The organism is Azospirillum agricola (assembly GCF_020005195.1).
In the GTDB taxonomy this organism is placed as follows: Bacteria; Pseudomonadota; Alphaproteobacteria; order Azospirillales; family Azospirillaceae; genus Azospirillum; species Azospirillum agricola.
In genome coordinates, this window is record NZ_JAIFZR010000005.1 from 1,390,253 (window position 1) to 1,405,546 (window position 15,294).

Genomic DNA, 15,294 nt, shown 5'->3' on the forward strand with positions numbered 1-15,294 from the left:
AAAAATTTGCATGATTTTTGAATTTCGTTATTATCAATTGCATAGAAAGAGGTCGGGAGGCGTCGCATGTCCCAAGGCATTTCCCTGCGCGTCCATGGCAGCCGCGCGCTCTTTTCCCGTCCGGAGATGAAGGCCGAACGGGTCTCCTACGACGTCATCACGCCGTCGGCGGCGCGCGGCATCCTCGAAGCGATCCATTGGAAACCGGCGATCCGCTGGGAGATCGACCGGATCACCGTCCTCAAGCCGATCCGTTTCGACACGATCCGCCGCAACGAGGTGGCGTCGAAGGCCTCCTACAGCCTCGCGCGGCAGGCGATGGCCGGCGGCGGCGCGGTCGTCCTGCACCCGGAGGAGGATCGGCAGCAACGCGCCAGCGTCATCCTCCGCGACGTGGACTACATCATCGACGCCCATTTCGAGATGACCGACCGGGCCGGGCCGCAGGACAGTCCGGGCAAGCACGCCGAGATGGCGCGCCGCCGCATCACCAAGGGTCAATGCGTCTGGCAACCCTGCTTCGGCTGCCGCGAGTTCCCCGCCTATTTCGAACCGCCGCCGGACGAATTGCCGCTGCCGCCGGAGGATCTGCGCGGCACGCGCGACCTCGGCTGGATGCTGCACGACATCGACTTCGCCGACGGCATGACCCCGCGCTTCTTCCGGGCCGAACTGGTGGACGGGGTGCTGGACGTGCGGGCCTGCCTGCGGCGGAGCGGCCTATGATCGTCACCGAACTTCATCGCCTCTACGAGCGCCTGCGCGACGTCGGCGACCTGCCGCCCTACGGCTATTCCTACGAGAAGGTGACGGGCTGCGTCGTGCTGCATCCGGACGGCCGCGTCTTCGCCGTCCAGGACCAACGGTCCGACGAGCCGGCCGGCAAGAAGGGCAAGACCGTCAAGCGCCCGTCCCTCCAGCCCGTGCCGCAGCCGCCGCGCCGAGCCTACGGCATCAGCCCTGGATTTCTATGTGATAATGCGTCTTACTTTTTTGGTTATAACGAAAGCGCGAAGCCTGAGCGGATTGCACAGCAGTTTGCCGCTGCCCGTGCCCGGCACGAGGCCGTCCTGGCGGAGGTTGCCCACCCTTGGGCACAGGCGGTGTTGGCTTTTTTCCGGAGTTGGACAGCAGGAGCAGCGCCGGATGTGGACGATCTGGAGATCTTGTCAGGCTGGCTCGTCTTCCGCGTCATCAACGAGAACGACTGCGTCCACAGCGCGCCGGAAATCCGTACGGCCTGGGAACACGCCATGGCGGCCGAGGCGGTGGAGGCCGTCACCGGCCAGTGCCTCGCCACCGGCGAAGCTGACCAACCCATTATCCCAACCCACCCAGCCATCAAGAATGTTCCAGGTGCACAGCCGTCGGGGGCGGCGCTGGTGTCCTTCAACGCGCCGGCCTATGAATCCTACGGCAAGAGCCAGAATTTCAACGCGCCGGTGTCGGCCCGCGTCGCGCACGGCTACACGGCGGCGCTGAACCATCTGCTGGCCAGGCGCGGCGAGCGGCATCTCGTGATCGGCGAGGTGTCGGTGGTGTTCTGGACCGACCGGCCGACGCGCTTCGAATCCGAGTTCGGCTTCGTCGTCACCCGCCCCGACATCCCGGCCGAGGACGAAACCCGCGCCCGCGAGGTGCGGGACGCCCTGGAGCGTCTCGCCAAGGGCCGCGACGCGCTGGAGCCGGGGGAGGCCGGGGCGCGCTTCTTCGTGCTGGGCCTGTCGCCGAACGCGGCGCGTCTGGCGGTGCGCTTCTGGAGCTGCGACAGCCTCGGCGTCGTGGCCGACCGGGTGGCGTGGCACCTGCGCGACACCGAGCTGGTCCGGCAATGGGACACGCAGCCGAAGCACCCGTCGCTCTGGGCGCTGGCGATGGAAACCCGGACCAAGTACCGCGGCGACGGCGACGCCGCCAAGCCCGACCCGAACGACAAGGGGCTGAACAAGCTGCACGGCGACCTGCTGCGCGCGGTGTTCGGCGGCGGTCCCTACCCGGCCAGCCTGCTGGCCGTGCTGCTCGACCGCATCCGCGCCGACCATGTCGTGAACCACCCGCGCGTCGCGCTGATCAAGGCGGTGCTGGTGCGCCGCGCCCGGCTGGCCGGGACCATCCAGCAAGAGGAGAACACGCTCGTGGGTCTCGATGAATCCCGCCTGGAGCCGGGCTATCTGCTCGGCCGCCAGTTCGCCGTGCTGGAGCGCATCCAGCAGGAGGCCGCCGACGGTCGGGAGCTGAACGCCACCATCCGCGACAAATACATCGGCAGCGCGTCCTCGACGCCCAAGCTGATCTTCCATTTCCTCAACAAGCTCGCCCAGCAGCACCTGAAGAAGCTGCGCCGCGACGCCCCCGGAAGCTTCCGGTTTCTCGAGAACCGGCTGGAATCCATCGCCCAGAGCCTCCACGACTACGACGACTCGCTGAGCGTGGACGACCGTGGCCTCTTCTTCATCGGCTACTACCACGAGCGGCATTGGCTGTGGCTTCCCAAGGCCGAGCGCGATGCCCTGAAAGCCGCCCGGCCGGGCGACCTGAACACCGATCCGGAGTGAAACGCATGGGCATCCACGAATCCCGCATCGAGTTCGTCTATCTGTTCGACGTCCGCAACGGCAACCCGAACGGCGATCCGGACGCCGGCAACATGCCGCGGATCGACCCGGAGACGGGCCATGGTCTGGTCACCGACGTCTCGCTGAAGCGCAAGATCCGCAACTACGTCCAACTGACCCAGGAGGGCCGTCCGGGCTACGAGATCTACGTCCGCGAGAAGGCGATCCTGAACGACCAGCACGCCCGCGCCTACGAGGCCAACGGCATCGAGCTGGACAAGGGCAAGGGCAAGGCGAAGGGCGAGGCCGACGCCCGCAAGGTGGCGCAGTGGATGTGCGACACCTTCTTCGACGTGCGGACCTTCGGGGCGGTGATGACCACGGGCGTGAATTGCGGGCAGGTGCGCGGCCCGGTCCAGCTCACCTTCGCGGAAAGCCTGCACCCGATCGTTCCGGCGGAACTGTCGGTCACCCGCATGGCGGTGACCACCCAGGCCGAGGCCGACAAGCAGAGCGGCGACAACCGCACCATGGGCCGCAAGCACATCGTGCCCTACGGGCTGTACCGCGCCCACGGCTTCCTCTCGCCGCATCTGGCTCGCCAGACCGGCTTTTCCGACACCGACCTGGAGCTGTTCCTCAAGGCGCTGGAGAACATGTTCGAACAGGACCGCTCCGCCGCGCGCGGCGAGATGGCGGCGCGCAAGCTGATCGTCTTCCGCCACCGCTCGGCGCTGGGCGAGGCGCCGGCGCAGAAGCTGTTCAAGCTCGTCACCGCCAGGCTCAATGACGGCGTGACGGCGCCGCGCGATTTCGACCGCGACTTCACCGTCGCCATCGACCGCGCCGGCCTGCCCGACGGGGTGGAGATCGAGGAGCGGCTGTAGGCGGATGGAGGCGGACGACTCCGCCCTCGCCCCGCTGTCGGCCCTCCAGCACCTTGCCTTCTGCGCCCGGCAATGCGCGCTGATCCATCTGGAGGACGCCTGGGCGGAGAACGCGCTGACCGCCGAGGGCCGGGTGCTGCACGAGCGGGTGGACAACGCCCCCGGCGAAACCCGGCGCGGGGTCCGCATCGCGCGCGGCGTGCCCCTGCTCAACCGGCGGCTCGGGCTGGTCGGGCGGGCCGACGTGGTGGAGTTCCACGCCCGGCGCGGTTTGCCGCCTTTGCCCTGCCCGGTGGAGTACAAGCGCGGCAAGGCGAAGCCCCACGACGCCGACCGCGTCCAGCTCTGCGCCCAGGGCCTGTGCCTGGAGGAAATGCTGGGGCTGGAGGTGCCGGGCGGCGCCCTCTTCTACGGGGAGACCCGGCGCCGGCAGGAGGTGGCCTTCGACGCCGCCCTGCGGGCGCGGACCGAGGCGCTGGCCGGCGAACTCCACGCGATGCTGGCCGCCCGCGTCACCCCGCCGCCGGAGCCGGCGCCCAAATGCCGGTCCTGCTCGCTGGAGCCCTTCTGTCTGCCGACGCTGTCGGGCGCCAAGTCCGCCGCCGCCTGGCTGGACCGCATGCTGCGCGCCGACGCCCAGGGAACCGCCGAGGAAAACGCACCGTGAAGAGGCTGCTGAACACGCTCTACGTCACCACCCCCGGCAGCTACCTGTCGCGCGAAGGCGAGGCGGTTGAGGTGCGGCGCGAGGACGGCACGCGCACGCTGGTGCCGCTGATCGCGCTGGAGGGGCTGGTCGCCTTCGGCAGCGTCGGCGCCAGCCCGCATGTGCTGGGCCATTGCGCCGAGCAGGGCATCAGCGTCGGCTTCCTGTCCGACAACGGCCGCTTCCTGATGCGGGTGGAAGGGCCGGTGTCGGGCAATGTCCTGCTGCGGCGCGCGCAGTACCGGGCGGCGGACGATCCGGCGCGGGCGGCTCTGGTGACGCGCGGCGTGCTGGCCGGCAAGCTCGCCAACCAGCGCACGGTGCTGCGCCGCCACCGGCGCGACCACACCGACCCGACCGGCGCGCTGGCGCGGGCCGAGGATGCGATCGGCCGCGCCCTGACCCAGCTCGACCGGCCGCTCGGCGTCGACCAGCTGCGCGGGGTGGAGGGCGACGCGGCGGCCTGCTACTTCGGTGCCTTCGCCGCGATGATCCGGCGCGACGAGCCGGAATGGCGGATCGCCGGACGGTCCCGCCGCCCACCGCTGGACCGGGTCAACGCGCTGCTCTCCTTCCTCTACACGCTGCTGACCCACGACGTGCGCGGGGCGCTGGAGGCGGTGGGGCTGGATCCCCAGGTGGGGTTCCTGCACACCGACCGTCCGGGCCGCCCGTCGCTGGCGCTCGACCTGCTGGAGGAGTTCCGGGCGCCCTTCGCCGACCGGCTGGCGCTGACGCTGATCAACCGGCAGGAACTGTGCCCCGACGATTTCGAGACCGGCGAGACCGGCGCCGTGTCCCTCACGCCCGACGCCCGCAAGACCGTGCTGGTCGCCTACCAGAAGCGCAAGAAGGAGGAATTGAACCACCCCTTCCTGAACGAGAAGCTGCCCTTCGGCCTGATGTGGCATGCCCAGGCCCGCCTGCTGGCCCGGCATCTGCGCGGCGACCTGGACGCCTATCCGCCCTTCCTGTGGCGCTGACGCCATGCTGGTGCTGGTCTGCTACGACGTCTTCACCGACACCCCGGCCGGCCGCCGCCGCTTGCGCCGCGTGGCGCGAACCTGCCAGGATCATGGGGTGCGTGTGCAGTATTCGGTGTTCGAATGCACCGTCGATCCGGCCCAATGGACCGTGCTGCGTGCGTCCCTGATCGGTCTGATCGAACCGCGGACCGACAGCCTGCGTTTCTATCTTCTGGGTTCGCAGGCCCGTCACAAGGTGGAGCACATTGGCGTCCGGACGCCGACGGATCTCGACGAGCCGTTGATCCTGTAGGTGGAGACTTGCGCGAACCCCAAGCTCCCATGACTTCCCCTGGAGGGTTCGCGTCTCGCGCACATCGAGCGTTTTGAAGGGGTTGATGCTTGCCCCGGAGGCGGCGGGCCGCCAGCGCGCTGTTTTCCCGCCTCGTTCGCGGATTGGTTATGGTTTCTCGTTCACCGCCAATGGGTTATTCTGCGGGTGTCGCCTCCCGCGCGGAGGCGTGGATTGAAACGTCACAGCGAAGAGGATTGCCCAACATGCAATGGCTCGTCGCCTCCCGCGCGGAGGCGTGGATTGAAACGTCACAGTGTCGGTCAGTGTGCCGTTCAGGCCGGTCGCCTCCCGCGCGGAGGCGTGGATTGAAACGAGATACGCCGTGATGTACACTGCGGGGGAAGCGGTCGCCTCCCGCGCGGAGGCGTGGATTGAAACGATCCACATCCGCGACCATGTGACCGACGCAAGCCGTCGCCTCCCGCGCGGAGGCGTGGATTGAAACCTGGCAATCGTCCAGACGGAAAGCAGCGGGTGGCCTGTCGCCTCCCGCGCGGAGGCGTGGATTGAAACTTTGTCCGGCCTATCCCCTTCCCCAACCGACCGGGTCGCCTCCCGCGCGGAGGCGTGGATTGAAACGCTAAGGAGGGGTTGCCATGGCGAAGGCGCAAGGGTCGCCTCCCGCGCGGAGGCGTGGATTGAAACACGCTTCCGGCTGACCGCCGGTCACTCGCGACGGTGGTCGCCTCCCGCGCGGAGGCGTGGATTGAAACCTGGCAATCGTCCAGACGGAAAGCAGCGGGTGGCCTGTCGCCTCCCGCGCGGAGGCGTGGATTGAAACTTTGTCCGGCCTATCCCCTTCCCCAACCGACCGGGTCGCCTCCCGCGCGGAGGCGTGGATTGAAACGCTAAGGAGGGGTTGCCATGGCGAAGGCGCAAGGGTCGCCTCCCGCGCGGAGGCGTGGATTGAAACACGCTTCCGGCTGACCGCCGGTCACTCGCGACGGTGGTCGCCTCCCGCGCGGAGGCGTGGATTGAAACCAGGTAGTATTGCTCCCGGTAGCAGAAGATGACGACGTCGCCTCCCGCGCGGAGGCGTGGATTGAAACAGCAAGCTGGAAGATGGCGTCAAGGATGCGCTCGTCGCCTCCCGCGCGGAGGCGTGGATTGAAACACGCCGTCGACGATGTCTCTGGCCAGCGTCGGGTGGTCGCCTCCCGCGCGGAGGCGTGGATTGAAACTCGTACTCGTGGATCTTGCGGTCGAAGTCGGTGAGTCGCCTCCCGCGCGGAGGCGTGGATTGAAACCGTGTCATCGGCGCGGAATTGAAAGCTCTTAAAGCGTCGCCTCCCGCGCGGAGGCGTGGATTGAAACCGGGTCATGGGGCTTGGGCGGCCGGCGCAGTCTGGTCGCCTCCCGCGCGGAGGCGTGGATTGAAACTTCTGGCTGCCCGACCCAACCAGCACGACAAACGTCGCCTCCCGCGCGGAGGCGTGGATTGAAACGTGCAGCCGGTCGCCTACACCGCCGCCCGTGCCGCCGTCGCCTCCCGCGCGGAGGCGTGGATTGAAACGCCGTTGGGGAGCAGCCGCTCGGCCACTTCCTGTCGCCTCCCGCGCGGAGGCGTGGATTGAAACGACGCCTCCTATGCCATCGCCCCGACGAAGGACGGTCGCCTCCCGCGCGGAGGCGTGGATTGAAACGTCTTGGTGCGCACCGTTTCCAGTGTGGTCAGGTCGCCTCCCGCGCGGAGGCGTGGATTGAAACAGCCGCCCTTCACCCCGGAGCGCTACACGGCAGCGTCGCCTCCCGCGCGGAGGCGTGGATTGAAACAAGTTCGGTCATGGTGCGCTCCTCAGTTCACCGGCCAGTCGCCTCCCGCGCGGAGGCGTGGATTGAAACGTCGTGGATGAGAAGGCCGAGTGCGTGACCTGCAGTCGCCTCCCGCGCGGAGGCGTGGATTGAAACCAGGCCATCCATGCAATCGCCGTCAAGGATCATGTCGCCTCCCGCGCGGAGGCGTGGATTGAAACATGATCCGCTTTCCCCAGCCGGGAAGTATTGCGTCGCCTCCCGCGCGGAGGCGTGGATTGAAACATGCTCTCTCCATGAGGTCTTGAGTTGCTGACGCTGTCGCCTCCCGCGCGGAGGCGTGGATTGAAACAGCCAGCCACTCGCCGCAGTTGCGCGGAAGTGGAAGTCGCCTCCCGCGCGGAGGCGTGGATTGAAACAAGGCCTGGGAAATACGACGAGCAAGTCCGCGCTCGTCGCCTCCCGCGCGGAGGCGTGGATTGAAACTCGAAGGCGGCGATGGCGGCCGGCTGAAACTCGGGTCGCCTCCCGCGCGGAGGCGTGGATTGAAACGGCGTGGAGCGCACAACCATCTGGCGATGGTCGTCGCCTCCCGCGCGGAGGCGTGGATTGAAACGATTGACGCCGCCCTCCATCGGGCCCGGCGCTTGTCGCCTCCCGCGCGGAGGCGTGGATTGAAACGACCTTGATCCGGCCAGCCCCGGATCCGCCTGCCCGTCGCCTCCCGCGCGGAGGCGTGGATTGAAACTCGCCCCGGGCTTCCAGGGCCAGGACCGCGCCGGTCGCCTCCCGCGCGGAGGCGTGGATTGAAACACCTTGCCGATGACGAGCGTGGTCCACTCCAAGAGTCGCCTCCCGCGCGGAGGCGTGGATTGAAACTGGCTGTCGGTGATCCCGGCCGGCCAGACGAGCTGTCGCCTCCCGTGCGGAGGTGTGGATTGAAACACCAGCTCGTGCGCCTGGTGCACGCCGTCGACGCCGTGTCGCCTCCCACGCGGGGGCTGAGAGGTCGTCGCTCCGCTCCACGAATGTCCGCAACCGAGGCGTCAATCCACCGCAAAGATCGGGGCCTGTTCGGGAAATGAAAAAGCCCAAGCAAACCAGTTGCTTGGGCTGAATTCAGTGGCGGAGGGAGAGGGACCCTCTGCCATGTTCGCCCTAACGCGTCGCGCCCGTTGGCTTTTCCAGCGACCGCCACGCCCGGAGTCCCGGACTGGTACACAGCGCTGGTCACACGCCTGCAAGCAAGGGGCGAGTGACGGCGGCGCCAGGACGGGGCCATTCGATCATGCGTGTGCCGTACGTTATGAGAATCGGAAAAAAGTTCCAGATACGAATTCGGGTCCCGCGTGACGTTCGCGAGCGCCTCGGTCGGACAGAGCTCAAGCGCAGCTTGGGCACCACCGACGAGGCGATCGCCCGGCGCCGGAGCCTGCGACTGGTTCAGATGGCCCTGTCGCTGTTCGACACGATCCGACAGGACCCGATGCTGGGACGGGACGACATCGAGGCGATGGCACGCGCGTTCTACGCGCTGCGACTGGAGGAGGACCGCGACGCGCGGTTCGCCTTCGGCCGTGCTCATGCCGTCGACGATGCCCCCGCCTACCCGATCAATCATGCAGCTCGTCTCGATCGCACGCGCCGCCAACTCGCCTACGGCGACCACCGCGACATTCTGCCGCGGGCCAAGACCATCCTTGCCGATCTCGGCGGCGCCACGGAGGACGGCTCGCGGCAGCTCGCCGTCCTTTGCGAGCATCTGCTTCGCGCGGAGGTCGAGGCGCTGCAGCGCGCGGTCGAACGCGACCAGGGTGTCTACTGGGGCGAGCCCAACGATCCGATCGTGCCCCGGGGTGTGGTGTCTGAGGAGGCTTCGTGTTCCTCGGCGCGCTGAGGCTGCCGGTTTACTCCGCTGAGATGACAAGCGGGTCGCCCGCAGGGTTGCACAGCACGGCCAAGCTTTCCATGGTCATGTAGCGTCGGCATACAGCCCACTCGTCGTGTTGCTCCAGCAGCAGGGCGCCGACCAGTCGGGTGACGGCGGCTTCGCATGGGAAGATGCCGACGACATTGGTGCGCCGCTTGATCTCGCCGTTCAGGCGTTCCAAGGGGTTGGTGGAGTGCAGCTTGGTGCGCAGGTCCTTGGGATAGGCCATGTAGGCCAGCACGTCGAACTCGGCCTCGTCCATCAAGGCGGCCAGTTTGGAGAAGCGCGGCCGCAGGCTGTCGGCGACGTGTCGCCACTGCTCGTGGGCGGCCTGGGCGGTCTCCTGGGCAAAGGCGGTGCGGATGGTGGCGGCGACCATCGTCTGGTGCGCCTTGCCGACGCAGGCCAGGAGGTTCCTCATGCAATGAACACGACACCGTTGGAGTGTCGCGCCCAGCACCTTGGAAGCGGCGGCCTTCAGCCCGAGATGAGCATCGGCGATCACCAGTTTCACTCCGCGCAGCCCCCGGCGCGTCAAGGAGCGCAGGAACTCGCTCCAGAAGATTTCGGCTTCCGACAGCCCGAGACCGAGCCCCAGCACCTCGCGCCGGCCATCGGTGGTGACGCCGATGGCGAGTATGGCGGCAACCGAGACGATGCGGCCGTCCTGGCGCACTTTGACATAGGTGGCGTCCAGCCACACAAAGGGCCAGTCACCCTCCAGCGGCCGGTTCAAAAACGCCTGGACGCGCTCGTCGATGTCCTGGCACAGGCGGCTGACCTGGCTCTTCGAGATGCCGGTCATGCCCATCGCCTTGACCAAGTCATCGACGTTGCGCGTCGAGATGCCCTGCACGTAGGCCTCCTGGATCACCGCGACCAGCGCCTTCTCCGCCGTGCGCCGTGGCTCCAGGAAGGCCGGGAAGTAGGAGCCGCGCCGAAGCTTGGGGATCCGAAGGTCGATGGCCCCGGCGCGGGTTTCCCAGCTCCGCTCGCGATACCCGTTGCGCTTGGTCTGCCGCTCGTCCGTGCGCTCGCCGTAACCGGCGCCGCACAAGGTTTCGACCTCCAGTTCCATCAGCCGCTGGGCGGCGAAACCGACCATCTCGCGCAGGAAGTCAGCGTCGGCGCTCTTCCCAATCAGGTCCTGAAGAGCGATCCTGTCCTCGGTCATCGTGGTCTCCGTCACAGTTGATGGTCGTCAAGCAACCTCAACTTACCGAAGACACACGGTGACCGCCTGCTTCCGAACGGCTGGCCCGCCTGCGCCAGCTAGGGGGGAGCGCTCCGGCGGGCCAGCCTCACGTTCGGACACCACTCACCGGGACGCGACCAAGAACACGCTGCGACGCAGCGAGCTACGAGACGATCAACAGAACCTGCTGATGGGACATGAAGACAGCACTGTTGCTGGGATTTATGGATCGCGGGAAATGTACGTGGGGCTCGTACGAGCGGTCATTGGGCTTGATCTTGATGGCATCACTTTGGACCACATCCAGCCGAGGTGCGCGGTTCAGTATAGGACCTACCGAGTCGGGTCGATGACCGTTCACGTGGGCGACCGAGTGTGGATCGAGGAGGAGACGTCCAGCGCTGTTCGTCACGAGCGCGCCAGTAACGCGCCTGCCCCCAGCTACCATAGGCAGGCGCAGCAGTTGCTGGAGCCGTCTCCCTCCTGAATCGGCATAGACGCGCTCCTTCAGCGATCTGGATGGGTAGTCACCGTTGGCGCGGCCTTAAAGCGGGCGAAGCCGCAAAGGCAGACCTCCTCGCCGGCGCCGTACTGGTCGGTCTTCGCGGGACGGAGGGGCAGCAGCCCCCCTCTCGCCATTGATGAAGGCGACCATCTCGCTGCGCTGGCGTGTGAGCCAAGACCGGACGCCAGCGGCCTTGGCTCACAGGGCGCCGAGCAGGCCCTGCAGATCCCTATGGTGGGGGAAATCGTCGAGCCCGGCGCGGATAAGCGCGTCCGCCGAGATGCGCGCGCCGCCGCCGCCCTGGCGCAGGGTCCGGAGCGCGGCGAACCAGTCTACCCGGCCCCGGCCGGTCAGGCACAGGCGCGATACCTCGCCTCCGGCGCGCGCTCAGATCTCCTGGTCCTGCGGACTGGCCGGATAGAGGTCGACCAGGATGTCCTCAATCCGCTTCCAGTCGTCGGCAGGTGCGTGCGGCGCCGGAGCGGGCGTGGCGGACTTCGCCCCGCCGCGGTCGAGGGCGACGGGGAAGTTGTCCTCCATATGGCTCGGCTTGACCGGGTGCTGACGGCCGTTGGAGTCGCTGCCGACCTTCGGACCGACGTGGCTGAAGACGTCGAAAACGCGGATCACCCCGTCGCCCTGCGTGCGCGCCGCGCCACGCAGAACGTCGACGAGATGCTGGGTGAACAGGCTGTTCTTGGCCCCTGGGAACACGAGGGAAGCCGCGTCCACGCGCGACGAGGCGATGATGACCCGACCCGTACCCGTCGCCAAGCGGCTGAGCGCCTTCTCGGTGTAACCCGGGACGAGACCGTCGTTAGGTCCCTTGAGGCTCCCGCGCCGCCGGAGTGGCAGGCGTCGAGGAGGACCACCAGCCGCTGGGCGCGGACCCTATTCCGCACGCCAACCCGTCTTGATGGGCACCCGAACACACCACCACCGTAGCTAGTGGTTCTGCGGATGGTGGTGCACCTCTGGCGCAATATTAAGTCACCGTTTCAACAGGCTCTCCCGCAAGCCCCCCCGCGCCCCGCGGGAAGAACCCATACCGGTCCACCGAGGTCTTGGTGAAGATCTCACTGGTCATGTGCGCGCGCAGTTCCGCCGCCGGATCGACGTTCTCAATGATGATGACCTGCCGATCAGCCGGCAGTGTAGCCAAACTCGCATAAAACAGCTGCTTGACCTCTTCGCCCAGGGGCTCCGCGCCGGTGTCTGATTCCTCCACCTCGCCCGCTTTCGGCGGCCGGAAGTTCAGGAGCGGCGAATCCAAGATGACGAAGCCCGGGTGCGGATGGCCAGCCGCCAGACAAGTGTTCATCAGCCCCAACGTGAAAGCGCTGTGGGATAGGGCGCGCAGGCCCTTTCCCTGGCTACCGCGCCGACGGTTGCCGATCACCAGATCCTGCTCGCGCTCGTCGAACCACACCGGGTCCGCATCGGGAAAACGCCACGCCTCGAGAAGCGTCTTCACATGACCGGCGAAGGCCGACAGCGCCGCGGGCGGCATCTCCGGCCGGACGTCGGCGGTGGCGCCGACGTCGCCGCGCGCCTCCTCAATGCTCAGCCGCCGCTGACGAAGACCGACAAGCCGTTCATGCAGGCTGATCGCTTCCTTCACGTCGCTCCGGCGCTCCATCAGAGCGCGGTGGGACACCTGTGCCTGCGCCACCGCCGGCGCCAAGGACTCGGCGAGCTCCGCCTCCGCCTTCGCGTACTCCGCGCGCAGTTCCTGGACGGCCTCCGCGAGTGACCGCCGCTCGTCTTGCAGGTCGCCAACGGTGGCGATCAGCTCGCCACGCAAGAGCTCGATCTTCGCCGCCTCCTTGCGGCAGGCGGCCGCAAGGGTCACGACGTCGGCGTCGGCGGGGACGCCGTCATGGGTGTGCTCTCCCGCCGCCGCTCCACACAGGGGGCAACGATCGGTCTCCAGCAGCAGGAAGGCCCCTCCGGCTTCCGCGACGGCCTCGAGGCGATCGAGATCGGTCCGGTACTGCGCGTCGAGCACCTCGAAACGCTCCAGCAGCGCCTCGACTTCGGCCTGCCGTCCGGTTGCCTGGCTCAGGCGGGTCCAGACTTCGCGGCGCCTCTCGTCCTGTTCGACGTAGTCGCGCCTCAGCGAATGCAACGCCTCCTCCCCCTCGGCCACCGCGCGGTCCAGTCGGTCCAGTTGCTCGCCCAGGTCCTCCGGCCGGTCGGTCAGGCGGGCCAAGTCCGCCTCAAATTCGCCGATGAGCTGCTCAAGCAGCGCGTCCTGCGCGTCCAACTCCGCGCGCGCGATGACCGGCTTCTTACTCTCCACCAGCCCGCTGTCGTCGTGTCCGGTGAGCAGCAGGCGGAACACACTGGCCTCTGCCGTCTTCTGGGTGGATTCACCGCTGTGCAGAGGCGATCCCTTGCGGATGATCGCCTCCTCATCGACCAGAAGCAGATGGACGAGGTTGCGGAAGCTGAGGCTCTGCGTCTTGTTCAGAGCGTTCTTGCGCACGCGTCGTCCGGACAGCCCGGACAGCCGCAGAAGGAACCCCGACACGGTGTCCTCGCCGTCGGCATGACGCGCGCCCAGCGCCAAGCCCTCGTCGCCCCGGCTGAGATCGAACAGGCGCAGATCGCCGCCGGCGAGCGGCCGCTCGATCCGGTAGCGCGTGCCGTCGGCGGCCTCGATCGTCACGCTGACCCGGTCGTAGCCCTGGCTCTCGGGCACCGGCCGCGGCGGATGCTTGCCGCCCAGCACGAAGTTGAAGCAATCGACCGCGTAGGATTTGCCGGTGTCCGACGCGCCCGACAACACGTTGAGACCAGGGCCGAAGGGAAGCGTGGCGGGCTCCACGCCGGGCCCCTCGACGCGCAACTCGCGGAACTGGAAACCATGGTGGCCACTCACGGCACGCCCCCCGGGGTCTGGACGGATTGGAACTCGCGCGTCCAGCGTTCGAAGTTGGCATCGAAGAACCGCTTCAAGGACGCGTCGTTATGATCCGCGAAGCGCGTGATGACCCACGCCGCGCGTTCGCGAAGCCGCCGCGTGTAGGGCGCCCGCAGCTGGTCCAGATACGGCTCGGCGCCTTCCGCAGCCACGTAGCCGATGCCGCTGTCGGCCGCCAGCCGATCGACGAGGCGGCGGCTCACCATCAGGAGAACGCCACGCTCGACCAGATGGCGGCGGACCAGCAGCTCCCCGTTGCGCAGCGGCAGATCGGGATGCAGGCTCTCGGGGCCTTCGGCGTCGCCCGTGTGCACCACCAGATAGTCGAACATCAGCAAGCGCTGCAGATCGACGACCCGCGGGTATGCTTCGGCCAGAAGCACCAAGGCCCGCACTCCGGTTTCCAGCGCGCTGTTGAACGGGCTGAGCGCCTTGGCGTCACTCATCGTCGCCCACCCATGTCATCCGGTCCTCGTTGGCGAGCTGATGGCAGATGCCATGCAGATCGATCGGCTCCGTGCGCCCGAGCAGAGGCGAACTCGTCAGCTGCAGCGTCGTCGCGTGGCGCACCGTTTCGCGCAAACGGGCCAAGCCGTTCGGGTGGGGCGCCTCATGCGTTTCGATGACGCCGGTGTAGACTTGATTTTGCAGGCGCTCAAACGCACCCTCGGGTAGGGTGTCGCGTGAGAACGCGCGCAACGACTCGGCGCAGTAGAACGCTTGGCGTTGCCGGCGGAAGTGCGCGGCGTGGCGGTCGACCAGCCCGGAGACGTCGCCGACCGGCCGCCCCTGGTTCTCGGCATAGGCGTCGAAGAGCTTGCGCACGTAGCGGCTCTCCGCGTCGGCGATGGCCGGCGGCGGCGTCTCGGCGTCCGGACGGGGCGGGAGTCCGCCCCCGAAGCGAACGAGGTGGTGCGGCGAGCGGCTGTGCTGTTCGATCACCTGCAGCGGCGGCACGTGGCCGACGATGGAGAAGTCGAACGCCTCGACGTGCGCCCGTAGGGCGCCGACCAAAGGAATGGCCACGCCGTCGGAGATGCCATGCTCGCACTTCGCGGGCCACACCTCAATGAGCTGGCGCTTCAGCTCATCCGGTTGTCGGAGCAGGCGATTGAGCTTCGTGCCGACGCCGCGCGGCGCCACGAACCGGTACCGCCGCGGTATGGAGATGCTGCCGGTGTGGGTGTAGTGGCAGAGCTTTCCGAGCTCGACCCAGATGTCGCTGGGCACCAGCGGATGGTCGTAGTGCTTGCACTGGAAGTTGTCCCACACCGCGTCGGGCCGGTCGGCGTCGACCGAGGCGATCACGTCGCAGCCCATGTCGCCGGCGCCGCCGCACCGGGTCACCAAGCTGTAGTCGGACTTCAAGGTCCAGGCCCACTCGGCGATGAGCTCCTCCCACTCCTCGGGTGAGAAGATCTGGATGAGCCGAATCGGCGGAATGGCACGGCCAGACCGGAGTTCGAGAGGGTCGGCCAGGAACGGCGGCCTCGGCAGGGTCAACTCGGCGCTTGGCGG

The 15,294-nt window shown here is 67.7% G+C and carries 12 protein-coding genes and 1 CRISPR repeat array; of the genes, 7 read left to right on the top strand and 5 right to left on the bottom strand.

Annotated features, from left to right (window positions below):
* The first annotated feature begins 66 nt into the window (after positions 1-66).
* From cas5c to JN22_RS21655, 7 genes are all read left to right on the top strand, one after another.
* Entirely contained in the window at positions 67-726 is a 660-nt protein-coding gene (gene cas5c / locus JN22_RS21625) for a type I-C CRISPR-associated protein Cas5c (RefSeq protein ID WP_085555888.1), read from the top strand.
* Positions 723-2,555 carry a type I-C CRISPR-associated protein Cas8c/Csd1 gene (gene cas8c, locus JN22_RS21630; protein WP_085555889.1) on the top strand — a complete coding sequence of 611 codons (1,833 nt, stop codon included), beginning with the start codon at positions 723-725 and terminating at the stop codon, positions 2,553-2,555. Before cas5c ends, cas8c begins: the two co-directional genes overlap by 4 nt.
* Positions 2,556-2,560: 5 nt before the next feature.
* The gene (gene cas7c, locus JN22_RS21635) at positions 2,561-3,442 is read left to right on the top strand and encodes a type I-C CRISPR-associated protein Cas7/Csd2 (protein WP_085555890.1); all 882 of its coding nucleotides are present in this window, start codon (positions 2,561-2,563) and stop codon (positions 3,440-3,442) included.
* A gap of 4 nt (positions 3,443-3,446) precedes the next feature.
* Positions 3,447-4,109: a CRISPR-associated protein Cas4 gene (gene cas4 / locus JN22_RS21640; RefSeq protein WP_085555891.1), complete on the top strand. Its 663-nt coding sequence runs from the start codon at positions 3,447-3,449 to the stop codon at positions 4,107-4,109.
* Positions 4,106-5,131 carry a type I-C CRISPR-associated endonuclease Cas1c gene (gene cas1c, locus JN22_RS21645; RefSeq protein ID WP_085555892.1) on the top strand — a complete coding sequence of 342 codons (1,026 nt, stop codon included), beginning with the start codon at positions 4,106-4,108 and terminating at the stop codon, positions 5,129-5,131. The genes cas4 and cas1c overlap by 4 nt, the downstream gene beginning before the upstream one ends.
* Before the next feature lie 4 nt (positions 5,132-5,135).
* A complete protein-coding gene (gene cas2 / locus JN22_RS21650; protein WP_085555893.1) occupies positions 5,136-5,426 on the top strand; it encodes a CRISPR-associated endonuclease Cas2 in 291 nt (96 codons plus the stop codon).
* 188 nt (positions 5,427-5,614) lie between these two features.
* Positions 5,615-8,165: a CRISPR direct-repeat array (repeat unit 32 nt; unit sequence GTCGCCTCCCGCGCGGAGGCGTGGATTGAAAC).
* A gap of 361 nt (positions 8,166-8,526) precedes the next feature.
* Positions 8,527-9,117: a DUF6538 domain-containing protein gene (locus JN22_RS21655; RefSeq protein WP_317852939.1), complete on the top strand. Its 591-nt coding sequence runs from the start codon at positions 8,527-8,529 to the stop codon at positions 9,115-9,117.
* A 10-nt stretch (positions 9,118-9,127) separates the two neighbouring features.
* On the opposite strand, the gene JN22_RS21660 is transcribed toward JN22_RS21655, so the two are convergent.
* The 5 genes from JN22_RS21660 to JN22_RS21680 form a co-directional block, all read right to left on the bottom strand.
* Positions 9,128-10,324, bottom strand: coding sequence for an IS256 family transposase (locus JN22_RS21660; protein WP_085552005.1), 1,197 nt, complete (start codon positions 10,322-10,324; stop codon positions 9,128-9,130).
* A gap of 913 nt (positions 10,325-11,237) precedes the next feature.
* Positions 11,238-11,624 carry a hypothetical protein gene (locus JN22_RS21665; RefSeq protein ID WP_085555896.1) on the bottom strand — a complete coding sequence of 129 codons (387 nt, stop codon included), beginning with the start codon at positions 11,622-11,624 and terminating at the stop codon, positions 11,238-11,240.
* 211 nt (positions 11,625-11,835) lie between these two features.
* Positions 11,836-13,734 carry an AAA family ATPase gene (locus JN22_RS21670; protein WP_085555897.1) on the bottom strand — a complete coding sequence of 633 codons (1,899 nt, stop codon included), beginning with the start codon at positions 13,732-13,734 and terminating at the stop codon, positions 11,836-11,838.
* Positions 13,731-14,222 carry an ABC-three component system middle component 2 gene (locus tag JN22_RS21675; protein WP_085555898.1) on the bottom strand — a complete coding sequence of 164 codons (492 nt, stop codon included), beginning with the start codon at positions 14,220-14,222 and terminating at the stop codon, positions 13,731-13,733. Before JN22_RS21675 ends, JN22_RS21670 begins: the two co-directional genes overlap by 4 nt.
* The gene (locus tag JN22_RS21680) at positions 14,215-15,279 is read right to left on the bottom strand and encodes an ABC-three component system protein (protein WP_085555899.1); all 1,065 of its coding nucleotides are present in this window, start codon (positions 15,277-15,279) and stop codon (positions 14,215-14,217) included. Before JN22_RS21680 ends, JN22_RS21675 begins: the two co-directional genes overlap by 8 nt.
* Between the last annotated feature and the right edge of the window lie 15 nt (positions 15,280-15,294).